A 23823-nucleotide genomic window follows, 5' to 3' on the forward strand; every position below is an offset into this window, starting at 1 on the left:
CCTCATTAGATAATAATCTTAGCATTTGAAGTAATGGTCTTAAAACGCTCTTAACCAGGCGATCGAGTAAAGGTAAAACTTAAGTAAATTACAGAACTGACTAAAGACGAGGGTGAACTAAGCCGGTAGGAGGAGGGTGTTTCCTTCTCCAATGTTTAGTGTTTACATATAGCTTTGTTTGAAAAATTGAGGAAAAACTGATATGGCTCTCTACAAGATTAAAGACTTTTATCCCGACTACCGCGAACACTTTGGCGACCACGATGTGATGGGATACGATCTGTATTCCGGCACGGATAAAGTGGGTTCTGTGGATAACCTGCTGGTTGATGATGAAGGACGCTTTCGTTACCTGATCATTAACACGGGTGCATGGATTTTTGGTAAGAAGGTGTTGCTGCCGATCGGTCGTGCTCGTATTGACTACAACGATCGTCATGTCTATGTAGATGGACTGACCCGTGAACAGGTTGAAAATCTGCCTGAGTACGACGGTTCTGTGCCTGCTGACTTCGATTACGAAGAGCGTGTTCGTGGCGTGTATCGTTCGCCCTCCAGTGGCACATCCATGGGGACTGGAGCGATGGCTGCTGGTGCAATGGGTTCGACTGCTGCTGCAAGCACCAATCCGATCAACACCGCAACGCCGCTGGACACTCCGACCGCACTCACCGATGTTTCCGCAACCAGCGACGTGAGCCGTCGTGATGTTGTCGCCGATCGCGATGTAAGCTCCAGCAAGAATCCGATCGAGCGTGCCGGCGATGCAATTGGCAACACTGTTGATCGGGTTACCAACCGCGACAGCTATCGCTACGACGAGCACGATCGCGACCTATATGCCTTGAACGATCAGCATCACCAAACCCTGCGCCTCTATGAAGAGCGGCTGATTGCGAACAAGCAGCGTCAGAGAACGGGCGAAGTGATCGTGGGCAAGCACGTTGAAACCGAGCAGACTCAAGTTAATGTGCCGATCGAGAGAGAGCGTGTTGTTATTGAGCGCACCACTCCAGTAGACCGGGTTGTTTCTGGCACAGACGTTAATGCCTTTAACGAAGGCGATGTCGTTCGGATGGAAGTGTACGAAGAAGTACCCGATATCCGTAAGGAAACGGTTCTGCGTGAAGAAGTGACCGTTCGCAAAGAAGTCGATCGCGATACCGTGACAGCAGATGAAACGATCCGCCGTGAACGTCTAGACATCGACAAAGACGGCAACCCGAACATCAATAACACAGATCTGCCGAACGTGTAATTAGCGCATTCTGCTGAACAACTAATGATTAGCAGATGATTAATGGAGTGATGCGATCGATGAAGAATCAGTGAAAGCTGAGGAACCTCGATTGCTCACTCTTGTTCCATTCATAGCGGAATTACATAGGTGAAAATTATGACAAACTTTTTCAGACTCAAATCCTCTGATCCAGACTTCCACCGCTTATTTGACAGAAGCAATATTGATCACTTTAAGGTTTACACCAGCGATCGATCGTTGATTGGTCAGGTTGCTGATACCTGGGTTGACGAAGCAGGACGATATTACTTACTGATCGATCGCAATCTTGAGCCGAATGCTCCCAATCGGAATGAGCAAGTTTTAGTGCCGCTTAATCGATTCCAGATTGATTCTCATGCTCATCAGATTCACACTGAAATTAGCGCAGCACAAATCTCTGGCTTACCGATCGTCACTTCCGAAGGAATCGTCCGGGGTGCGGGTCAAACGGTTGCTAATCAGGCGATCGGCACTTCTACGGTAGAAAATTCGGCCGCAAGTGCGGCAGTTCGTCCTACGTCTGTATCTGATGCTGCCACAATGCGCACCTTTGCTCCGCTTGAGGCTTCCTCGCCGCTTGAAGGGGCTGCTCCGCTTGACATTCCCTCTCCAAGTAAAGACGTGCAGCGTGTCGTCATGCCGAACGTGGCAATGGCAAATCCAACGGTTTCTGCACCTGCTCCCACCGCGCAACCGATTCAACAAGCTGTTGAACAACCAACGATTGCCCCTGCACCTGTGGCTGAAGTGCTTGCTAGCCCGGTACAGCCTACGCCGGCTAAAACGTCTGTCCGCATTGCTCAGGAAGAGAAGATTCAGCTGCTGGAGGAACGGCTCGTCGTCAATGCTCGTAAGCAGAAAATTGGCGATGTGATCATGCGAAAGGAAATCGTCACCGAGATGATTCAGGTTCCAGTTCGGCGCGAAAAACTCATTGTTGAGCAAATTAGCCCAGAGCATCGAAAACTGGTAGAAGTTGATTTGAATCAGGGCGATCGCTCGACGATTGAACTCATTGAATCACTCAATGCCAACTCAAATCTCACAAGCTCTCAAGTCGGTCAGCCCATCGGTCACGGCACAAACGGACAGGGTTCGCTGATGTCGATTCAGGCGGCTAGCCAACTGCTGGCAGAATTGGCAAATCGTCCAGAATATCAGGGAGCAAACGTCAGAATTGAATTTGCTGACCCTGGACTCCAGGCAGATTATCAGCTCCGATCGCGGCAGTTTCCAACGAATTCTTACTAAGCAAATGAATTAGGTCTATCCGGTCTGGATAGAACTGTAATGCGTGGGCTGCTATGCAAAAGCTGAAAATGAAGAAGTGGTTGGCTATTTGTTTATCATGCCAGCCCTTCTTGTTTTGGGGACATTTTTTGTACTGCTGATTCTTTACTCTATTTTTCTATCGTTTCAGAAGGTTCAACTTCTGGGCAATACTCAATATCAGTTTGTTGGTTTGAGAACCTTGACGATTGCTGGAAGACGATCGCGTTTGGATCGCGCTAAAAAGCACGGTTCAATCGGTAGCGATTGTGGTTCCAGAACAGGCTATTCTGACATTGACGCTTGCGGTTACTCTAAACGCAGGAATTCGAGGAAAAGCGGTTGATTGGCTGAATTCTGATCAGGGCATGATTGCTGCTGTTTAACCCGGCTTGATTCCCCATTTACTCAACCGCCCTGTAACATTTTCCTGAGCATCCGCTGAAGGAGAGATTTTTTGACAGCTTACGATTGTGAATAACGTCACAGCAGTTAATAGAAATCGTTGAATCCCTCTGCGGAACATTGCAACTTCTTTCAGAGGGAGGGTGTGTCTTAACAACCCTCAATTTATCTTTGTAGAAACGATTACCTGTGCAGGTATGTTGAGAATGCAGCAGATTGTATCGCTCGATTCCTCACAGGTTAAGCAGTGTCGAGTCAGTGTTTCATCGCTTCTATTTACTGAGGTTAGCAGTGGATTCTTTGTCTATCGATACCGTTTCTTCAGAAAATTTTGAGCAGGCTGCCACAATGAGCCAGCTTCCAACGGTTACCCCTTTAGGGAACTGCGAAGCAACTGAAGTTATCCCATCGAATGAACAACTTTCCCCGAAAACCTCAAAGAACGTTATCCGTAGAAGTCTGAGAGCCTCGACGCTCGATGGCGTGTTTGCGACTGTTTTTTCTAATACAACGGGCGGAGTTCTTCTAAGCAATTTCATTCTCAATTTAGGAGCAACTTCAACCCAGATTGGCTTGCTCGCATCCATTCCGATGCTGGCAAATTTGTTGCAGCCGATCGGAGCTTATTTCTCTGAAAAAACAACGAGTCGCCACCTTTATTGCCTCTGGATCTACGGCATTTCTCGCTTGCTGTGGGTCGTGTTGGTAATTGGCATTTTTCTCACAAGCTGGTATCACTTTGATGCACAAGCCCTCATTTTTTGGACGCTGGGAATCTCGCTGGCAACTCATCTTTTGGGCGCATTGGGCAGTGCATCTTGGCTAAGCTGGATGGCAGTGCTGGTTCCCCGTCGCTTAAGAGGACGCTATTTTGGCTTTCGTAATAGTGCTGCAAACCTGACCAATCTGATTAGCATTCCGCTACTGGGTTTGATTATCTCTCTCTGGTTCAGAGGCACGCTCGAAGGATTTGCCATTGTTTTGGTGCTAGGAATTGTTTTTGGCATTGTGAGTCTGGCATTTCAGTTTCTGATTGTGGATGTCAATCCTCAAATGCAACATTTAATCTCAAAAGATAGAACTCAAGATATACAAAACCGGAAAGAAAATCAGGGGGATCAAAATCAGAAAGAGAATCAGGAGGAACGATCGCAATTTTCCCTAAAGCAATCTTTTCTTGACATCTTGAAGGACACGAACTTTCTGATGTTTCTGCTGTATTTCAATCTGTGGATGTTTTCGGTTAATTTATGTGCGCCTTTTTTTAACTTATATTTGCTAGATAATTTGAAGCTTGATATTAGTCAGGTCACGCTTTACAACAGTCTCACTGCGGCAGCTAACCTGCTGATGCTGCTCTTTTGGGGGAAGGTCGCCGATCGCATTGGCAATCGTCCGATTTTGATTGGCGTTGGCATTCTGGTTGCCGTCACGCCGCCGCTCTGGCTGTTTACAGGAGCGAATGAACTCTCGGTCTGGCTCTGGCTGCCACTGCTGCATATTTTAGGGGGGGCAACCTGGGCGGCGATCGATCTTTGCACCAATAACTTGCAAATTGGAGTCGCGCCGGTGCAGAACCAATCTGCTTACTTTGGAATTGTGGCCGCAGTAGCAGGGGTGAGCGGAGCACTGGGAACGCTAGCGGGCGGATATTTAGCGCAGGTAGATGGATGCGGCTTGTTTGGTATTTTTGCCCTGTCTGGGGTTCTGCGTCTGGTTGCCCTTTTACCGCTGGTGTTTGTTCATGAGCAGCGCAGTCAGCCGTTACATCAAGTAATGCAGCTTATTTTTCCCACAGCAGAGGAATCTTCGGTTTGAATCTCCTTTTCGATAGATGGATTGGCAGTAAGGGTGAGTCAAGGTGAAAAAGTGACACCTCAAGAGGATTTCATTATGACTACTAACAACAACAGCAGAGTTATTAACGACCTAGAATACGATTTGCTGGCAGTTCTGAAGAACAAATCGGATGCGGTTCAGCTCTACGATACCTACGTGAAGGATGCCGAGTCGGCTGGTTCTCAACCCTGTGTTGAACTGTTGAAAAAAATTCAAGAAGAAGACAGAAAGCACGCCGAAGAAGTTCGGAATCACCTGAAAGAAGTCATGCAAAAAGGCAAAATGTAATTTACCCTTGCTTTTGATGATTGAACTTGTTCGATCGCAGCTTGATCCCGAATGAATTCGATCGAGAATTGCATCATTAGAACGATTTCACAGGTTGCTAAAAATGGATAGAGTGCTGCTTTGTGAATCAGCAGGGCAGCACATTTTGTCGAGTAAATATTACTACTAAGCAAATATTACTACTGATAAGGTTGCTACTGGTAAATATTGCTACCGGAAGTGTTGGAGGATATTTGAGTAGTATGAGCGGTTTTACAATACCCCCTAAATCCCGCAACTTTTGACTTGCCACTCTCCAAGAGCAAGGGGGGACTTTGAATGTAGGCGAGGTGGCTCGGTTCTTTCCAAGGTTGTGGGGCTAAGGAGGCTGTTCGGGACGCATTTCGGTCAATCAGGTCAATCAGTAGGTTCAATCAGTAAAAACTCATGAAAAACGCCCGTGTTGCTGAAAAACAAGCTCAGCGTTCTTCACACAAAGAATCCTCTTCCCGGCTGGTCTGGGTTGAGGGAATTCGGGTGTTTGCGGCAGTCATGGTGCTGCTTTATCATGCCCAACTATTGTTTACCGACTATGGCTACACCCCGCAGCCGACAGGCTTGATCGATAACCTGGGGCGAATTGCCTATGCCTCCGATCGCCTTGGACCGGGCATTTTAGGAAAGGCGTTGAGCGTGCCGATCTGGTTTGGCTATCAAGCCGTAGATCTGTTTATTCTGCTAAGCGGCTTTACCACGGTTCTCTCGCTTAAGGGTAGACCGCTGGAACCTGTGCAGTTTCTTCGCCGTCGATTTACCCGAGTTTTGTTTCCCTACTGGACGATCGCCTGGTGCAGCTACCCGATTCTGTGGCTGATTGGACGACTGACCAATCGCTACAGCCCTGACCCCTGGAATATGTTTACAGGAGCCGTGTTTCCACTATTGTTTGAGTTTGATGGCGAGCAGCTCCTTGCCACAAGCGGTCCCTGGTGGTTTGTACCCCTGATTCTCAGCTTTATTTTGATCTTTCCGCTGCTGTGGAAGCTGCTGCATCGCTGGGGCGCGCGTCGGCTGCTGCTGGTGAGTTTAGGACTTACGATCGCCTATCGCACGATGGCAGTTTACTGGTTTGGCGGGCATCCAACTTATGTGGTGTTCGAGACCAGTCACGATTGGCTACCGTTTGTGCCGTTTTTAGCGCGGCTCAGTTCCTTCGTGGTGGGTATGGTGCTGGCTCAGGCATTTTTGCAGGGCAGAGGCGTTTTGTTCTGGCGGCTGCGGCGGGTCGTTCTGCTGAGTAGCATGGTGTATGCGATCGGCTGGCTGTGTCAGTTCAGTCGTTTTGGTTGGATTTTTGCCGATTTACTGTTGCCGATTGGCTTGGCAGGGCTTTGCTATGCCATCTGCCGCTGGCTGCAAAAGTCAAGGCTGCTGGAAGCCGCGATGGGCAGGCTGGGTCGCCACACCTATAGCTTTTTCTTAATTCATAACTTCGTAATCGATCGCACAATTCATCTCTCAGTTGGAAATTCTTTGCCGTCCTACTCCCGTCTCTTGCCACTCCTGGTAGTAGGAACCTTGATTTTGTCTGTTCTTGCAGATTACACTACTCCACTGATCCAGCAGTTGACGATGGCATTCCTGCGGAGCGTGGATCACGCTTTGATACCCGCCTCAGGGCAGCAGCAAACTTGGGGGTTCCAGGTCGGCGATCGGGTTCGCTATGGCGACGAAGGTGGCTGGACGATCCTCCAGGTGGGACGATTACTTGACGGTAAGCGGCTCTATCTGTGTCAATCTGACTACAGAAGCAAAACCCAATGGGTCACGCAGCAGGAGCTTGAACTCGATAAATCGTCCCCAGGCGAGAAGTCGCATCACAATCTGTCAGCTAGATCTCCCACAAGGGGGCAGATGTGAGGCATCCTGTAGCCATTAGCAACTCATTGTTCAGTGAGGAGGGTAACGTAAGTGAGGAAGTGGACGGTCGAGCTACGCAAGGCATTGGTTGCCCATGTCGTGCTGATTGGTTTTCCAACGATCGTGTTTTATTGGATGCGGCTAGAAGGCTGGAGCGTCACCAGTCTACATCTGCTGATTGCCACGTTCTATGTGATTAGTGGGCTGATGCTGCTGGTGGAATCGACCAGTGCGATCGCTCGTCGTTTCGCCACGGATGATTATAAGGCTGAGCGCAATCGCTTTCGTCGATTTTATTACCGTTTTAAATCTCGTTTGGGGCTGGGGGGCGCAAGACAGCCTTATCCCAAGTTGCCCGTTCCTCGCTGTTCCTTCCTGCTGGCTGCCTATTTGCCCAATGAGCAAGAAATCATCCTGGAAACGCTGGAACATATTCTGCTGAACGTGCAGCGTCCGCCAGACGGAATCGAGGTCGTGCTGGCATACAACACCCCCCACGACTTATCGATCGAGGAAAATTTGCGAAGGCTTGCCCAGGTTTACCCAGAACTCAAGCTCTTGCGGGTGGAGGGAAGTCGATCGAAAGCCGAAAACCTCAATGCCGCCTTTGATCTGGTTACTGGAGAAATTACCTGCATTCTGGACGCGGATCATCACCCCGCGCCCGATTGTTTGTTTCGGGCATGGCACTGGATCGAGCAGGGCTATGACGTAGTGCAGGGACGCAGCATTATTCGCAACCACCAGGAGAATTTGCTGACCCAGACGATCGCCATTGAGTTTGAAATGATCTACGGCATTGTTCACTCGGCAAAATCTTTTCTCACGGATTCCAGCATTTTTGGCGGCTCCAACGGTTACTGGCGAACTGAGGTACTGAAGCAAATTCGCTTTAATGCGGCAATGCTGACCGAGGATATTGATGCCTCAATGCGAACCCTGCTCCAGGGCTATCGGATTTTGCACGATCGCAGCATTATCAGCACCGAACTGGCTCCAGTGGATTTGAAATCTTTCTGGTTTCAGCGCAAACGCTGGGCGCAGGGCTGGCTGGAAGTAGCACTCAAATATCAGCGACAGCTCTGGAATTCCGATAAGCTCAGCTTAGTGCAAAAGGCTTTCTGGATTTATTTGCTTTATTACTGTGAGTTTTATTCGCTGGTTGCTATCCAGATTATTCCGATCGTCCTTAGCCTGTCGCTATCCGATGGCACAATTCCCGATAACCTGAATAACTATCTGTGGTTCAGCACAATGATTTCGTTTATCGGCGGAGTCTATCAAACGCTAGCAACCGCGAAAGTGGCTCAGGTACGCTATCCACTCTACTACTACGTCAATCACGTCCTGATGCTGGTTCCCTATATTTTCTTTAAGAATATTATTGCGATCGTGGCAATCTATGACCATGTGCGCGGACACTCAAGCTGGCTCGTGACTCCACGCGGCAAGCAGCCCTACTACATTTCAAATCTGCAAAAAGAGACTGTTCCTCCTTCTCCCTCGGTCTTGAATTCAACTAAATCGTAAGCCGGGGGTCATCGCGGAACCCCCAACCGGAAACTGGATTGGGATTCCCCTACTTGTCGGGGTTGGGAGGCTAAAGCAGGACTGCTGATACTTCCAAACTATGCCTCCAGCCTGCGTTCTAGCAATTGTCATCTGCGTCTGACAAATTCGCTCGGGTTCAAGGCTCATTCCTGATCGAGTTCGCTAGACTAAGGTCATACGCCAAAACAAATAAATTCAGTGGTTCCCAGGCATATCCTGGGAATTTCTGTTTTCAGCTCGCGTTTTCGATCGACTTGGATACAAAATCAGCATTTGCCCCATGCAGGTTCTTCATAAATGGTAATATTTTGTATTCAGCGATACTGGATTCCGCATCGGTCACGCCTATTGTTCTGTTAAAAGCACAAGGTACAAGGCTTTAAAGACACCAGTTTTAAGACACTAGTTCTCAGACCCTCGTTAAGACGCAAGTTTGCCCAAGCAGTACTCTCCTCATCCCCTCTCCTGCATGAACGACGACATCACCCTGCCGAATCAGTCGATTTTCCGGTCTGCCGCTTCAGTCTCCAGTCACGAATGCTCTAATCCGATCGCCCCTTCCGTGGGCAAAGTTTATCTGGTGGGCGCGGGTCCAGGCGATCCGGGCTTGATGACGCTGAAGGGCAAGGGACTACTCGAACACGCTGATGTGGTGATTTATGATGCGCTGGTAAGCCCGCCGATCCTGGCAATGATTAATCCTGACGCTGAAAAAATCGATGCAGGCAAGCGGCGGGGACGACACTCCCTGGTTCAGGAAGAAACCACCCAGCTTCTCGTCGAGAAGGCGCAGCATCACGCGATCGTCGTGCGGCTCAAAGGCGGCGATCCCTTTGTCTTCGGGCGGGGCGGCGAAGAAATGGAAGACCTGATGCAGGCAGGCGTTCCGGTGGAAGTTGTACCGGGTATCACGTCTGGGATCGCGGCTCCGGCGTATGTGGGCATTCCGCTCACCCATCGCGCCTACAGTTCGTCGGTCACATTTGTCACAGGTCATGAGTCAGCAGGCAAATACCGTCCGCAGGTGAACTGGCAGGCGATTGCCCACGGCTCAGAAACGATCGTGATTTACATGGGCGTTCATAACCTGCCCCATATTGTGCATGAACTCACCGCCGCAGGTTTAGACCCTCACACGCCGATCGCCCTGATTCGCTGGGGAACCCGTCCCGACCAGGAACAGCTCATTGGTACACTAGAGACGATCGCTCAGCAGGTCGAAGAAACCGGATTTGAGGCTCCGGCGATCGCCGTAGTGGGTCGTGTGGTCGATCTGCATCAAACCCTGGCGAATGTAATGCTTCCGCCTGTCGTTTTGTGATTGAGCAATGGTCGCCCTGCCTGCCTGGTTACGTTCCCTTCTCTGGAAACTGGTCAAGCGTTCAATTCGGCGCAAGTTTCCCCAGGTGCAGCCGATCGATCCCGCAACCCTGACAGCGCAGCTTCAACAAGAGCCAAAACCCGTTTTACTCGATGTGCGATCGGCTTCGGAATACGCCGTGAGCCACCTGCCAGCAGCACAGCAGATTGATCCCGCCACCAAAGACTTCTCTGATCTCCCTTACCCGCCCGATACGTCGATCGTCTGTTATTGTTCGGTCGGCTATCGATCGGCACGACTGTGCGCTCGCTTGCAGGCAGCAGGCTATCAAAATGTTCGCAATCTGGAGGGGTCGGCTTTTGAGTGGGTCAATCAGGGCTATCCGGTGTATCGAGAGGAGCAAAGGGTGCGATCGATCCATCCGTATAATGCTCAGTGGGGACTGCTGTTAGACAAGGCTGATGTTGAAAAAACAGAGCGTGAACTGCCTCCCTAGCTTCCCAATTCTTGGGGGAACCGAGTTAGCCTCCTGTTGGGTTTCAAAGTGTCCCCTAAAGTTGACCTGTTTCGGGGGCAATGTAGACCCTTAAACACTCGTCAAACAATTCCTAAAATTTATCAAAAAGCAAAAGGTTCATTCTCGCCCAAAAAGCAAATTTACAGCTTTTTTTTGGGTTAAATCCCTCTCCTGATAGTTTAATTAAGGCAGCTTTCCATCGATCGTCTAATTAGCATTTTGCTTGAGGTGCGGGATGAAAGTTGCGGTTTTTAGTACCAGGGAATACGATCGGCAATTTCTTGAAGTCGCGAACTATGACCATGAGCATGAACTCGTCTTTTTTGAGGTGCAGCTCAATCGCAATACGGCTTCTTTAGCAAATCGCTATCCGGCAGTTTGTATCTTTGTGAATGATGTTGCCGATGCAGCGACCTTAGAAATTTTGGCATCGCATGGAACAAGTCTGATTGCGCTCCGCTCTACCGGGTTTAATCACGTCGATCTCAAGGCTGCGGCACGACTCGGAATGCAGGTTGTGCGAGTTCCGGCGTATTCGCCTTATGCGGTCGCAGAACACGTCGTTGCGATGATTCAAACGCTAAACCGCAAAACTCATCGTGCCTACAATCGCGTTCGGGAAGGTAACTTTTCCCTTGAAGGACTGCTCGGCTTTGATCTGCATGGTCGCACGATCGGCGTAGTGGGAACTGGCAAGATTGGGCAAATTTTCGCTCAGATTATGAACGGCTTTGGCTGCCAGGTATTGGGCTACGATTTGTTCAAAAAACCCGCATTTGAAGCAGTTGGTCAATATGTCGATCTGCCCGAACTGCTGTCTCAGTCGGACATCATCTCACTGCACTGTCCCCTCACGCTGGAAACGTATCACCTGATTAACCCAAAAGCGATCGAGCAAATGAAGCCGGGAGCCATGCTAATTAATACCAGCCGGGGGGGGTTGGTTGATACCGAAGCAGCGATCAAAGGCTTAAAGTCAAAGAAGATTGGCGCCTTGGGTTTAGATGTGTACGAGCAGGAATCTGACCTGTTTTTTGAGGATTTGTCCAACGAAATTATTCAGGATGATTTATTTGAGCGATTGACTACATTTCCGAATGTTTTGATTACGGCGCATCAGGCATTTTTCACCAAGGAAGCGTTAGAAAATATTGCCGAAACAACGATGCAAAATATTTCTGATTTTGAGAACGATCAGCCGCTCAAGAACGAAGTCAAAGCAGAGGAAAAAATCGTCTCCAAATCACCCGCACCTCGCAGTCGCCCATGATTTGCGCGAAAGGGAATGTGAGGGCTGTGCCCCGGCAAAGGCAGCCAGAGAGATCTTCCAGCATCCCAAACACCCACCCGCTACTTCTCCATCATCCTTCTAGACAGAATTATTCAGCGATCGGTTAAACTTGCTCTGATGCATCATCTATCCCTTTTTGTCGAGTTTCTGTTTCGCTTTAAATCTGTTTCGCTTTAAATGTTTAGCTTTAAAGAGGATGCCAAACCTCCGCTCAAATTCCCGTGAAAAGCATTAATATTCGCACCGTTGCTACCACGCCGTATCTAGATCAGAAACCCGGCACTTCGGGACTGAGAAAGCCCGTCCAAACCTTTCGCCAGTTTCGCTATCTGGAAAACTTTGTGCAGGCAATCTTTGATGGTTTAGACTGCGCAGGGCAACTGCTGATACTGGGCGGCGACGGACGCTACTATAACCGAACTGCAATCCAGATCATTCTGAGAATGGCGGCAGCAAATGGATTTGCGCGGGTCAAGGTGGGGCAGGGCGGCATTCTCTCGACTCCGGCGGCTTCTGGGATGATTCGCAAATTTGGCGCAGTTGGCGGCATCATTCTGTCTGCTAGCCACAATCCGGGCGGCGTGAACGGCGATTTTGGCATCAAGTTCAACAGCAGCAATGGGGGACCCGCTTCTGAAACGGTTACGGATGAAATCTACCAGCGGAGCCGCACGATCGATCGCTTCAAACTCATGGAAGTTTCAGATGTTGATCTCGATCGCTTGGGCGAAACGCAGCTTGGCGAAATGCTCGTTGAAGTGATTGATCCGATCGCGGACTATATGAGTCTGATGGAGAAGATTTTTGACTTCGATCGAATTCAGTCTCTCTTGATCTCCGGCAACTTTCGCATGTGTTTTGATGCAATGCACGCCGTTACAGGTTCCTATGCCCATGCGATCTTTGAGCGGCGACTGGGCGCATCGGTTGGAACCGTGCAAAATGGCATCCCGCAAGAAGATTTTGGCGGCGGACATCCTGACCCCAACCTGGTGTATGCCAAAGAACTGGTCGATCGTCTGTTTGGGCATAACGCGATCGATTTTGGTGCCGCCTCAGACGGAGACGGCGATCGAAATATGATTTTAGGACGGCGGTTTTTTGTGACGCCTAGCGATAGTCTGGCAGTGTTGGCGGCAAATGCTCATCGGGTTCCGGGTTATCGAACCGGATTGGCAGGAGTAGCGCGATCGATGCCCACCAGCGTAGCCGTCGATCGGGTCGCGGCAAAACTTGGAATCGACTGCTACGAAACCCCGACGGGCTGGAAGTTTTTTGGCAATTTGCTGGACGCTGGGAGAATCACACTCTGCGGCGAAGAAAGCTTCGGCACTGGCTCAAACCACATCCGCGAGAAGGATGGACTGTGGGCAGTGCTGTTCTGGCTCAATTTAATTGCCGTACAGCAGCAGTCGGTGGAACAAATCGTACAGAATCACTGGCGCACTTACGGACGCAACTACTACTCACGGCATGACTATGAAGGCATTGAAACCGATCGCGCCGAAACCTTAATTGCCCAGCTGCGATCGAAACTGCCCAGTCTCAAAAGAGAAAGATTTGGACAATACGAAGTCCAGTACAGTGATGACTTTGCTTATCTTGACCCGATCGATGGCAGCATCAGCCAACAGCAGGGCATCCGAATCGGATTCACGGACGGCTCGCGCATCGTGTTCCGGCTATCCGGCACAGGTACTCAGGGCGCGACACTGCGGGTTTACCTGGAACGGTACGAACCCAACATCAACTGCCAGAGCTTCGAGGTACAGCAAACGCTAACGGACTTTATTGAGATTGCCGATCGCCTTGCCCAAATTCGATCGCTCACAGGGATGGCTCAACCCACAGTGATCACTTGAAGGAATATCCTTATCCCATCAAGCCGCAGGTTCGTCGCGCTCAGGCTTAGGCGATTGGGCTTGAAGCAGGCGCGTCAGGCGATCGGCAGACCACTGCTCAGACGGATAAGCCACTGCAACAATTTGCGATAGGCGGATCAGCCAGGTGGTAGACAGGCAAGGTTCACTGGAGGATTCGGTTTTATCAGGGGTGTAAATGCACAGCACCTCGACAAATTCTGAATCCAGATAAATAGGTCTTCCTGCATAGCGATCGCCTGGAACTTCGATCCAAACCTTGCTGCCGCTTTGCAGGGCTTCGTTTAACCGATCAAAAAGCCGATTCGAGAGCCGATTCTTTTCCAGCATAGTTTTACTCCTACCTATAAGGAGGCATCAGCGACTACAACGGATGCGATATGAATTTCTGAACAATATCACAGCCTGCTGACGTAATGTTGCCCTAGATAGATGGCAAATCTTCTGTATGACCAGTGGATGACCCAATTGATGACAAAGAGGCGATTAAGCGACGACCAGCGTAAAATTACGCCTCCTGTCTACTGCGGTTCTGCCCTGATACCGATTCTCAAGCCAAACCGCTCCTGATCTCCGTCAATTTGCGTAAGTCCATGTTCTGAAAGTTGCGTGAAGCTTTTCTAATTGCGGCACAAGCGGGTTATCATGTCGGGTAGCAATGTCCAATTTATTGGCATTGATGTTGAATTCTGTTTTCTCTATGGACCGAAGTCCATTCCCCCACAGTACATAGCCCTTGCACGGTAAGCCATTGCACGTCTGACCTAGCGAGTCTGACCCAGGATGAGTTTCCCGGCGCGAGGGAAATTCATAGGAGGTTCTTAATGCTTACCCAGGAACGCAAGCTTGCCCTGTCGGAATTTTCTGTGGGCGATCGGCTATCTGACTTAAACCGCCTAAAAGCAGAACTCACCGAACTGCAATCGGTAGATATCAGCGAGTATATTAGCGAACTGCCCTCAGAACAAAGAGCGATCGTTTTCCGGCTGCTGCGAAAACAGCAGGCAACCGATGTGTTTGAATATTTGCCTACCGACATTCAGGAATCGCTGATTGAGTCTTTGCACGCGGTGGATGTGCGGCAGTTAGTGAACTCAATGCGTCCAGACGATCGCGCTGAACTGTTTGACGAATTGCCCGCTCGAATTGTGCGCTTGCTCCTTCAGCAACTTAGCCTCGAAGAACGTCAGGCAACCGCGATTATTCTCGGCTATCCCGAAGGCACTGCCGGACGGATTATGACTACCGAGTATGTGAAGCTGCGCGAGGGCTTGACCGTTGGACAGGCGTTAGAAAAGATTCGCCGCACAGACGAAGACAAGGAAACCATTTACTACGCCTACGTCACCGATGACTCGCGCCGCTTGATGAGCGTTGTTTCACTGCGTCAGTTGCTGTTTACCTTCCCAGATGTGCTGATTCGCGATATCGCCAGCGATCGGGTGATTAAGGTCTACACCGAAATGCCTCAGGAAGAAGTGGCGCGGCTAATGCAGCGATATGACCTGCTGGCGGTTCCCGTGGTCGATCGCGAAGATCGCCTGGTTGGAATTGTGACGATCGATGACGTGATCGACGTGCTGCAACAAGAAGCCACCGAAGACATCCAGAAACTTGCTGGAGCCGGAGGAGATGAGGCTGCGCTGTCGCCGCCCATCGTCACCATTCAAAAACGTCTGCCCTGGCTGCTGCTCAACATTGCGCTTTACGTGGGGGCTGCGAGTGCGATCGCACCGTTTCAGTCAGTGATTTCGCTGGTTCCGGTGCTAGCAGTCGTGATGCCCATTCTGTCTAATACGAGCGGCAATGTGGCAATTCAGGCACTCTCGGTGACAGTACGCGGCTTGGGCATTGGAGAAGTTACTCACGCCGATACGTTCAAAATCCTTCGCAAAGAGCTGCTGGCAGGACTGGGAACCGCTGCCGGGCTGGGATTCGCGCTAGCGATCCTGTCGCTGCTCTGGGCAGTTCCGGCAGAAAGATGGGTGTCGTTCGTGGCGGGTGGCGTCATGATTGTGAATGTCTTTATTGCCGCTAGTCTAGGAACCTTACTGCCGATGGGACTGAAGCGAGTTGGACTCGATCCGGCTCTGATTAGCGGTCCACTGCTGACGACCACCCTGGATGCTGTCGGATTTTTCACCTTTCTAAGTTTGGTCTCGATCGCCCTTAAGTTCTTTGGTTAGAGGGATTCTGGGAAGTTGGGTCTAGCGGGATTGCTGAATAAGTGTTTGAGGCTTCCAGCTCCCCAAATATCCCTTAATGCTGGAGGACTTTGAAATGAGCAAACTTGCTTTTGTTTGCCAAATTTCTTGTCACGCACCAAGTGCAGGATTTACAGTTTCCTATTTCTAGCAAGATTTATGAGTTTAAGATAGGTGATTAAGTATGAGTTTAGATTGATACATCATTAAGCAACGATCGCGCTAGCTCACAAAATCCTTCTGCTTCTTCTGCCTGCGTAATGTAAGTGGGTTTGTGAGTGAGGCGGTCGCCATAGTGACCAATATTTGCCACACCAACAGAATGCGGGAAGAAACAAGCATCAAACAAGCTCTCGTCGTTGGGACTATCGCCGATCGTGATCACCTGATCAACTGAGATATCGGAAAACTGCTGACGAAGCACCTGCAACAGTCCGGCTGCTTTGTTCTGCTCCAACGGCAAAATGTGACACTGCACGGTGCTGTAGGTAAATCCCCAGCCTTGCTGCTGACACCGATCGCTTAACTGCTGAAGCTCTGCCTCGGATAACTCCCCGATGTCAAACGTCCAGTCTGTTATCCGAAACCGATTGTCTGCAGACTCTTGAATGTGAGGCACGATCGTCTGCAACTCACCAAACATCTGCGCTAATTTTTGCCGATGCAGCGCAATCTCAGGAATCGAAACGATCAGCTCGAGTTTTGGATGATCTGCCTTGTAGAACAGCCCTCCGTTCTCTGCGATCGCAGCAGCCACAGGCAAATAGCTCACGATCGCATTTACCCATCCTGCCGATCGCCCAGTCACAATCACTACTGGAATTTGAGCGTCTTGTAAATCGGTCAGAACTTGCAGCAGGGGGGCAGTGAATTTGCCCGATCGGGTAAGAGTTCCGTCCATGTCGGTTGCAATCAGGCGAATTGATTTGGGGGAAGGAAGGGAAAGCATCGGAGTTAAGTGGATAGGTAATCGCTTAGGTAATTGTTGAGGCGATACGAATACAGATTGTAGAAGAGACGATAACGTTAGAGCGGGTTGGGATGGAATGAGCCGCAAGTTTGAGAACGTATGGAGTTTGCTTTGATGACGCTGCCAGAGGAACTGCTTTCGATCGACCCCCTCAAGGAAATTGCTTTGCAGTCACCCGTGATGAGTCTCCTTGTTCTCATAGGAGCAGCAGGGCTGGATTGCTGGATTGGCGATCCGTGGGGCTGGCTTCATCCGGTGCAAGTGATGGGTTGGGGAATTCAGCAGTATAGCCGATGGGCGTTGGGGTTCAAATCCACGATCGTTCAGCGATCGGCAGGGGTGGGCTTGGCGATCGGGATAATAGGTCTGAGTGCGCTGACTGGCTGGCTGGCAATCGCAGGAGCAATCTGGCTGCATCCGCTGTTTGGGGCAATTACGGCGATCGTTCTTCTGGCAAGCTGTTTTGCGGGGCGTAGTCTGCGACGGGCAGCAGAAGATGTGCTGGCTCCTTTACAGGCAGGCGATTTAGCAATGGCACGATCGCGGCTCAGTCTTTATGTCGGGCGAGAGACGGCTGATCTAGATGAAGCAGAAATTTTGCGAGCCGTGCTGGAGACCGTGACTGAAAATGCGGTGGATGGCGTGCTGGCTCCTTTGTTTTACGCGATCGTCGGGTCGTTTTCCCCTATTGGGGCTGTTCCACTGGCACTGGCATACAAAGCGGCAAGCACGCTGGACTCGATGGTGGGCTACCGGGAAGCCCCCTATCAAGATCTGGGCTGGTGCAGTGCCCGATTAGAAGATGGCTTAACCTGGGTTCCCTGTCGGCTGACAGTGTTGACGCTGGCATTACTGTCGGGTCAACCGCGAAAAGTCTGGCAGATTTGCTGCCGAGATGCGCCTCAAGATCCAAGTCCTAATGCAGGCTGGAGCGAATGTGTTTATGCGGCAGTGCTGGGGGTGCAGGTGGGCGGCAAAAACCAGTATCACGGTGTAATCAAAAACAAGCCGCTGTTGGGAGATCCCATTCATCCCATTACGTACGATCGCATCCAGCAGGCGATGAACTGGACAAGACGAGTTTTTCTGCTGTGGGTGGCGATCAGTGTCGCTGCCACGCTATGCGTCACGAACCTTCTCTAATCCTCTACGAGCATGGAGGGACTCGAACCCCCGACCCTCAGAACCGGAATCTGATGCTCTATCCACTGAGCTACATGCCCTCGAACCTTCCCTATCATAACAGCTCAATGATTCATCAGCAAACTTTGTGGTTTCAGGAATTGGTGATTAAGCAAATTAAAGCTTTCGTCGCTCCGAGCTTGAGCTGCGAAGGTTTTGGGGATGCCACTGCATGAAGTCGAAATTGTTGATGCCGATCGGGTTCCAGTTTGCCAAACCCGGCAATTACGCCATTCTCATCTGCACCAATTCTCATCTGCACCAATTCTCATCTGCAACAACGGTGAAACGTTGAAGCCCTGATTAACGGTAGCCTAAACTTCTGCGATCGTCGCTGACAAATTGCTATGCTCATCAGGTGATTGACCCATTTCCATTCCCATCATTTCGGGTAAAAGTCTATGTCTGTACCTGCTTGTGATTTGCTGCTGCGTCGGGGCAAAATTCTGTGGCAAAATGCACCTGCCGAAATTGCCGATATTGCGATCGATCAGGGTCAGATTGTGGCGATCGCGCCTCAGTTGAACCATGCCACACAGCTTGAGCTAGATTTGCAGGAACAGATCGTCAGTCCGCCTTTTGTGGAGTCGCACATTCACTTAGATTCTGCATTGACTGTTGGAGAACCGCGCTGGAACCAAACCGGAACCCTGTTTGAAGGCATTGAAATCTGGCGAGAGCGCAAGCAGAATTTGACGATCGAAGATGTAAAGCAGCGGGCGATCGAAACCCTGAAGCAGCAGGCAATGCAAGGCGTTCTCTTTGTTCGTTCTCATGCGGATGTCAGCGAGAAAAATCTGGTTGCGCTGAAGGGCTTGCTAGAAGTGCGCGATCTGGTAAAGGATTGGATGACGCTTCAGGTGGTCGCTTTTCCGCAGGACGGAATTTACGGCAGTCCAGACAACGAGGCGTTGATGGAAGAAGCCTTGAAGCTGGGCGTTGATGTGGTCGGGGGTATCCCACACTACGAGCTGACCCGTGAGGATGGCGTGCGATCGATTGATCGAATTTTTGAATTAGCGCAGCAGTACGATCGGCTGATTGACGTGCATTGCGATGAGATTGACGATGATCAGTCTCGTTTTTTGGAAGTGATTGTGGCAAACGCAATTCGATCAGGCATGGGGTCGCGGGTGACCGCTAGCCACACCACTGCGTTTCATTCCTACAACAATGCCTATGCGTTTAAGCTAATGGGCTTTCTTCAGCGCACATCGGTTAACTTTATTGCCAATCCGCTGATCAACATTACGCTTCAGGGACGCACTGACACCTACCCCAAACGGCGCGGCGTGACGCGGGTAAAGGAATTGTGGCAGCAGGGGCAAAACGTCAGCCTCGGACATGACTGCATCTGCGATCCGTGGTATTCGCTCGGTACAGGAAATATGCTGGATGTGGCAAGTATGGCTCTGCACGTCTGTCAGATGACCGGAACCGAAGAAATGAATGCCTGTTACAACATGGTGACGTGGCACGGGGCAAAAACGCTGCACGTTGAAGACCAGTACGGCATTGAGGTAGGCAAACCAGCAAACTTAATCGTGCTGGAGGCTGACAGCCGCTATGATGCAATTCGCCGCCGTGCTGCCGTCCGGTACGTCATTTCACGCGGTAAGCTGCTCAGCATAACGGAGCCTGCCCGATCGCACTGGAAGGGCGAAGCCTAAGCAATAACTGCAAAGCGATTTCTGGCGTTGCTGAATAAGCGTATGATACGCCCCCCTAGCCCCTCAAAGTTGGGGGAACCAGAATTCAAAGTCCCTCAGTATTGAGGGATTTAGGGGGCGATGCAGAAGCTAAATTTGCACCCTTCATATCCCGATTCAGCAACGCCAAAAAAGGAGCCACAGGCATCTTCAAGGGAAGCATGTCGTGACTCCTAAATCACTCTCATTAAAAAGCAAAGCGGTGAATAGACCGCTCACCAGAAACGATCGCCGACTTTAGCAAAAGCTGAAATCGTTAATGTTGCGATCGCAGAACTTTTTACCACAGTCCTCGAACAGGGGCAGGAGTCTGGGTAGTCGTTGCTCTGGTGGTTCCGGTGGTACCAGTGGTTTGGGTTCTGACGGTTCCGGTCGTGCCAGTGGTTTGGGTTCTGACGGTTCCCGTGGTCTCAGTCGTTTGAGTTCTGACGGTTCCCGTGGTGCCAGTTGTCCCCGTAACGCCAGTCGTTCCCGTTGTGCCACTAGTTTGGGTTCTGGTCGTTCCGGTAACTCCAGTTGTCCCCGTAACACCGGTGGTTCCGGTCGTGCCGCTGGTTTGGGTTCTGGTCGTTCCGGTCACTCCGGTCACTCCGGTGGTTCCCGTGGTTCCCGTGGTTCCAGTAGTTCCCATTGTGCCAGTGCTTCCAGCAGTCTGAGTTCTGGTGGTTCCAGGGGTTCCGGCAGTTTGAAGGCGGTCGCTCAACTGAGAGGCAATCGATTGTGGAACAAGAACTTCATCGATCGCATGAATCACGCCATTGCTGGCTTCTACATCAGGAGTCGTCACCGTTGCGTTATTCACCGTAACGCCAGAAGATGCAGCCTGAATATTGAGTGGGCCGTTGAGACTATCCACTGAACCACTACGAATCTGGCTGGAAGGTAGCTCACCCGAAACCACATGGTAGGTAAGAATCTGCGTTAGCAAATCCCGGTTTTGCGGCTCAAGCAATGCCTGGAGCACGCCAGGAGGAAGGGCAGCAAACGCCTCATTGGTTGGCGCAAAGACGGTAAGAGGTCCGGGTCCAGATAGGGTTTGAACTAATCCTGCTGCCTGCACCGCTTGAACCAGGGTACTGAAATTAGGATTGGCAGCCGCTACACCCACGATCGTATTAGAAGCTTGCGTTGCAGTTGCGGGAGCGGAGGGCTGAGAATTTGTGGACTGAGCCATTGCCGCAACAGGGGCAAAACTTCCTGCACTGATAGCAAACACGATTGCCAGTGCCTTAGAACTGATTTTTATAGTCATCGTTCACTCCTTAATCGTGCTTCGTCCAATATTACCCGATTTGTGAAGAAAACTTAAAGCACGGCATCACATATAACAAATGACAATGATAAATAAATTAATGATTGAGGAATGATTGAGGCGATCGGCAAAGCAATTCACCCTTTGGCAATCGACCTCAGGAAGGGCTAGGAAGCAGCGGCTCCGTCTCTTTTCGCTCTTCAAGGGATTGAGCCTGATGAGACAGAGTAACAGCCGGAGATTTTCCGCTCATCCCCGTCATTAGCTTCAGTGCGAGAAATCGCAGCGGGCGGATTGCTCCCATTACGTGTAAACCTAACCGCCGCACCAGCACGATCGGCAGCACAGTATTCGAGAAAAAGCGATCGAGAAAATCGGTGAACCCAAGAATCATTAGATTTTCAAATTTGCGCCAGCGTTCATATCGCCGCAGAACTTGGAGACTGCCTACATCCTCGCCGCGCTGATAGGCCGTTTTGATCACCTGTGCCAGTGCCGCCGCATCGCGAATGCCCAAATTCATGCCCTGTCCACCCACTGGATGACAGCAGTGAGCCGCGTCGCCCACAAGTGCCAGCCGAGACAAGGTATATCGATCGCTCTGCATCAGCTTCACCGGAAACAGAAATCGATCGCCCAGCAATTCAATCTTGCCCAATTGCCCATCATACCGACGCTCCAGCTCTGCCAGAAACTCAGATTCTTCGACTTCCAACCATTTTTCAGCTTCCGCATGGGGAGCAGTTAAGACAATCTGACAGCGATTCTCCGGCAGAGGCAGGGTCGCAAACGGACCACTTGCCCAGAAATGCTCGCGCGCGATGTTGCCGTGGGATTTCTCAGGACGAATTACCGCCGTAATACAGGACTGCCAGTATTGCCAACCTTGGGTCTGAATGCCTGCGGCTTCACGGAGAGGCGATCGAGAACCATCTGCGGCAACCAGGAGGCGTGTTTGCACCGTCTGAAGCTCTCCTGCAATCGAGAGCGTGAGCGTGACGCGATCAGTCTGATAATCCGCCTGCTGCACTTCCGCCGGACAAATCCAGGTGATTGACTCTGCGCCTTCCAGCCGATTCAGCAATGCCTGCACAATCACATGATGTTCGCCCACGTAGCCCAGTTCATCGGTGCCCAGGTCTTCAGGCTGCAACCTTACAACCGCAGGATAATGCTCATCGGCAAGGGAAATCTGCTGAAAGGTGGTAATCTGCGGCAGAATCTCGTCCCAGATGCCCAGCCCTGCAAAGATCTTGCCAGACATTAATGTAATCGCGTATGCCCGACGAAACTGGAGTCCTGCGTCACGCGGCTTTGCCTCAATCAGGGCAATCTTTAAGCCCGTGTCTTTGAGGGCACAAGCCAGAGTTAAACCGACAATGCCGCCCCCCACGATCGCCAAATCAAACAGAGCAGGCAGGGAGCCAGAAGAGGAAACCGAAGCAGACTGAGCCAGAATCATTCGCGACAGCAATAGAAATTACAGGCAGAAAATTACAGGCAGATAAGTCCCAAACTGATTGACTTTAGCAATCAATTCAGGTTATGAGCCGCAATACTTTTATTCTGCCGCGACCGACTAAGAGAAGCAAGGCAAACCGAACATTGCAGAATTATTGTGCAGGGGAAAGTAAAATAAGCTGCTGGGACTGGAGCGATCGCACCCTAGCCAAATCTAAATCTACAGTTTGTAGAATTTCTCGAACCGATCGCGTCTGATTGCCGTCTGCGGCTTTGAGAAACTGCCATTCGGCTTCGCTCAGGTTCACAATCTGGTAGTCGTAGTTAAATAGACAGCGACTATCCCACCCGTCCATACAAGGGCTGCGATCGGGCATGGCAGACAGCAGCGTTTCGTCGTCCGACCAGTCCGGTTTCGGAAGCGGCTCGCGTCCGAGGAAAAATTCGTAGTGGGTAATAGTTTCCGGGTCGAGCAGTTCGAGCAGGCGATACCGCTGGCGATCACTAAGGTGGGCGGCACGATCAAGTAAATCTGGGGCTTTGTGAAGAAGGCGATCGAGCTGCCAAACACGGGGATTTGAGAAACCAATGAACTCTAGCCCCGAAGCGTCGATCAGTTCAAATAATGTATCAATGTTGTAATCAATCTCCTGAGGGTGAACGTACATATCTGCAAAGCATTCGTCCTTCTGGTTTTCCAGCGACCAGCGTTCTTGCTCTCGCTTCACCAAACGGTTGTTTTCTGGCAATGCACTCAAGATTTTGCGTCCAACCTGAACGCCGTCTTGATAGTTGCCGCGCTGGTCTCCCTGAAGGAGGGCGATCGCCTGCTGCATCAGCTTAATTTCCCAGCGTCCTAATTCTCCATAAACAAAAATGTGCATAATGCCACCCGGAGCTAGCTTTTTTGCCAAAGCTTGAATGCCGCGAATTGGGTCAGGCAGGTGATGCAGAACGCCAACGCAATTAATAAAGTCAAATTCGCCCGAAAGCTGCCCTACATCATAAAGACTCAGGTGATGAAACTGAACTCGACTCGCGCCGCTCCGCTGACATCGCTCCTGGGCGACAGCAAGAGTTCCGGCACTGAGATCAATTCCAGTGACTTGCGCTTCAGAATTGAGATGCACCAAATACTCGGTTCCTACACCTGAGCCACAGCCCGCATCCAGAATGCGAACATCCTGCCGGGAAGGCTTCTGTCCGGTGCAAAAGTTGTAGGCAGCGAGCCAGTTCCATCGCCAGTTGTAGCCAGGGGGCGGCTCATCCAGCAGGGGTTCCGGTGGAAAAGGGTAAGTGTCGTAGAGTTTGGCAACAGCAGCGGAAATTGCAGAATCAGACATAGCCTCAGGAGTTGCAGGGGTGAGAGGGCAGCAAATTTGAGTGTATCGAAAAGGGGGACAGCGATGGGGACCTAAATACTCGTGATGAGAAAGTAACAAAACTTATACACATCCTCAGGTATGCTGCCTCGATCCCCTATGATTTTCTGTGTGGCACTCT

20 protein-coding genes, 1 tRNA gene and 1 pseudogene are annotated in these 23823 nt (G+C 50.7%); 15 read left to right on the forward strand and 7 right to left on the reverse strand.

Going from position 1 to position 23823, the window contains the following annotated elements:
- Positions 1-202: 202 nt before the first annotated feature.
- From NDA02_RS06705 to NDA02_RS06755, 11 genes and pseudogenes are all read left to right on the forward strand, one after another.
- On the forward strand, positions 203-1258 hold the full coding sequence (locus NDA02_RS06705) for a DUF2382 domain-containing protein (RefSeq protein ID WP_190789646.1): 1056 nt from the start codon (positions 203-205) through the stop codon (positions 1256-1258).
- A gap of 138 nt (positions 1259-1396) precedes the next feature.
- The gene (locus NDA02_RS06710; RefSeq protein ID WP_199296361.1) at positions 1397-2533 is read left to right on the forward strand and encodes a DUF2382 domain-containing protein; all 1137 of its coding nucleotides are present in this window, start codon (positions 1397-1399) and stop codon (positions 2531-2533) included.
- Positions 2534-2630: 97 nt separating this feature from the next.
- A pseudogene (locus NDA02_RS06715) lies at positions 2631-2901 on the forward strand (sugar ABC transporter permease); the annotation flags it as partial.
- A gap of 346 nt (positions 2902-3247) precedes the next feature.
- The gene (locus NDA02_RS06720; protein WP_199296360.1) at positions 3248-4774 is read left to right on the forward strand and encodes an MFS transporter; all 1527 of its coding nucleotides are present in this window, start codon (positions 3248-3250) and stop codon (positions 4772-4774) included.
- 75 nt (positions 4775-4849) lie between these two features.
- Positions 4850-5083, forward strand: a complete 234-nt coding sequence (locus tag NDA02_RS06725; protein WP_190790320.1) for a hypothetical protein — start codon at positions 4850-4852, stop codon at positions 5081-5083.
- A gap of 426 nt (positions 5084-5509) precedes the next feature.
- Entirely contained in the window at positions 5510-6982 is a 1473-nt protein-coding gene (locus NDA02_RS06730; protein WP_348254674.1) for an acyltransferase, read from the forward strand.
- 51 nt (positions 6983-7033) lie between these two features.
- Positions 7034-8512, forward strand: coding sequence for a glycosyltransferase family 2 protein (locus tag NDA02_RS06735; protein ID WP_190790318.1), 1479 nt, complete (start codon positions 7034-7036; stop codon positions 8510-8512).
- Positions 8513-9002: 490 nt separating this feature from the next.
- A complete protein-coding gene (cobA, locus tag NDA02_RS06740; protein ID WP_190790317.1) occupies positions 9003-9854 on the forward strand; it encodes a uroporphyrinogen-III C-methyltransferase in 852 nt (283 codons plus the stop codon).
- A gap of 7 nt (positions 9855-9861) precedes the next feature.
- Positions 9862-10350 carry a rhodanese-like domain-containing protein gene (locus NDA02_RS06745; protein WP_190790316.1) on the forward strand — a complete coding sequence of 163 codons (489 nt, stop codon included), beginning with the start codon at positions 9862-9864 and terminating at the stop codon, positions 10348-10350.
- A 256-nt stretch (positions 10351-10606) separates the two neighbouring features.
- On the forward strand, positions 10607-11641 hold the full coding sequence (locus NDA02_RS06750) for a 2-hydroxyacid dehydrogenase (RefSeq protein ID WP_190790315.1): 1035 nt from the start codon (positions 10607-10609) through the stop codon (positions 11639-11641).
- Positions 11642-11892: 251 nt separating this feature from the next.
- Positions 11893-13524 (forward strand): alpha-D-glucose phosphate-specific phosphoglucomutase, encoded by a 1632-nt coding sequence (locus tag NDA02_RS06755; RefSeq protein WP_348254729.1) that lies wholly within the window; start codon positions 11893-11895, stop codon positions 13522-13524.
- Between the two features lie 18 nt (positions 13525-13542).
- Here the strand turns inward: NDA02_RS06755 and NDA02_RS06760 are convergent, their stop codons facing one another.
- Positions 13543-13872, reverse strand: coding sequence for a hypothetical protein (locus NDA02_RS06760; protein ID WP_190790314.1), 330 nt, complete (start codon positions 13870-13872; stop codon positions 13543-13545).
- 102 nt (positions 13873-13974) lie between these two features.
- Between NDA02_RS06760 and NDA02_RS06765 the strand changes: the two genes are divergently transcribed.
- Together NDA02_RS06765 and mgtE are read left to right on the forward strand one after the other, a co-directional pair.
- Complete coding sequence (locus tag NDA02_RS06765; protein ID WP_348254676.1) at positions 13975-14112, forward strand: hypothetical protein; 138 nt, start codon at positions 13975-13977, stop codon at positions 14110-14112.
- 254 nt (positions 14113-14366) lie between these two features.
- A complete protein-coding gene (gene mgtE / locus NDA02_RS06770; protein ID WP_348254677.1) occupies positions 14367-15728 on the forward strand; it encodes a magnesium transporter in 1362 nt (453 codons plus the stop codon).
- Positions 15729-15936: 208 nt separating this feature from the next.
- On the opposite strand, the gene NDA02_RS06775 is transcribed toward mgtE, so the two are convergent.
- Positions 15937-16695, reverse strand: a complete 759-nt coding sequence (locus tag NDA02_RS06775; protein WP_190790312.1) for an HAD family hydrolase — start codon at positions 16693-16695, stop codon at positions 15937-15939.
- A 201-nt stretch (positions 16696-16896) separates the two neighbouring features.
- On the opposite strand from NDA02_RS06775, the gene cbiB reads away from it, so the two are divergent.
- Positions 16897-17859, forward strand: coding sequence for an adenosylcobinamide-phosphate synthase CbiB (gene cbiB / locus NDA02_RS06780; RefSeq protein WP_348246417.1), 963 nt, complete (start codon positions 16897-16899; stop codon positions 17857-17859).
- Between the two features lie 7 nt (positions 17860-17866).
- Here the strand turns inward: cbiB and NDA02_RS06785 are convergent.
- Positions 17867-17939: transfer RNA gene (locus NDA02_RS06785), tRNA-Arg, on the reverse strand.
- A gap of 53 nt (positions 17940-17992) precedes the next feature.
- Positions 17993-18154, reverse strand: coding sequence for a hypothetical protein (locus NDA02_RS06790; protein ID WP_190790311.1), 162 nt, complete (start codon positions 18152-18154; stop codon positions 17993-17995).
- Positions 18155-18299: 145 nt separating this feature from the next.
- Here NDA02_RS06790 and codA point away from each other — a divergent pair, with 145 nt between their 5' ends.
- Entirely contained in the window at positions 18300-19568 is a 1269-nt protein-coding gene (gene codA / locus NDA02_RS06795; protein ID WP_348254679.1) for a cytosine deaminase, read from the forward strand.
- A 319-nt stretch (positions 19569-19887) separates the two neighbouring features.
- On the opposite strand, the gene NDA02_RS06800 is transcribed toward codA, so the two are convergent.
- The 3 genes from NDA02_RS06800 to NDA02_RS06810 all read right to left on the reverse strand — a co-directional run bounded on the left by NDA02_RS06800 (position 19888) and on the right by NDA02_RS06810 (position 23663).
- Positions 19888-20859, reverse strand: coding sequence for a fasciclin domain-containing protein (locus NDA02_RS06800; protein ID WP_348254681.1), 972 nt, complete (start codon positions 20857-20859; stop codon positions 19888-19890).
- Positions 20860-21016: 157 nt separating this feature from the next.
- Positions 21017-22321: an FAD-dependent hydroxylase gene (locus NDA02_RS06805; protein WP_348254682.1), complete on the reverse strand. Its 1305-nt coding sequence runs from the start codon at positions 22319-22321 to the stop codon at positions 21017-21019.
- A gap of 151 nt (positions 22322-22472) precedes the next feature.
- On the reverse strand, positions 22473-23663 hold the full coding sequence (locus tag NDA02_RS06810; protein WP_348254684.1) for a class I SAM-dependent methyltransferase: 1191 nt from the start codon (positions 23661-23663) through the stop codon (positions 22473-22475).
- Positions 23664-23823 lie beyond the last annotated feature (160 nt).

This window comes from Leptolyngbya sp. ST-U4 (genome assembly GCF_039962215.1).
Classification (GTDB): Bacteria; Cyanobacteriota; Cyanobacteriia; order Elainellales; family Elainellaceae; genus Leptolyngbya_A.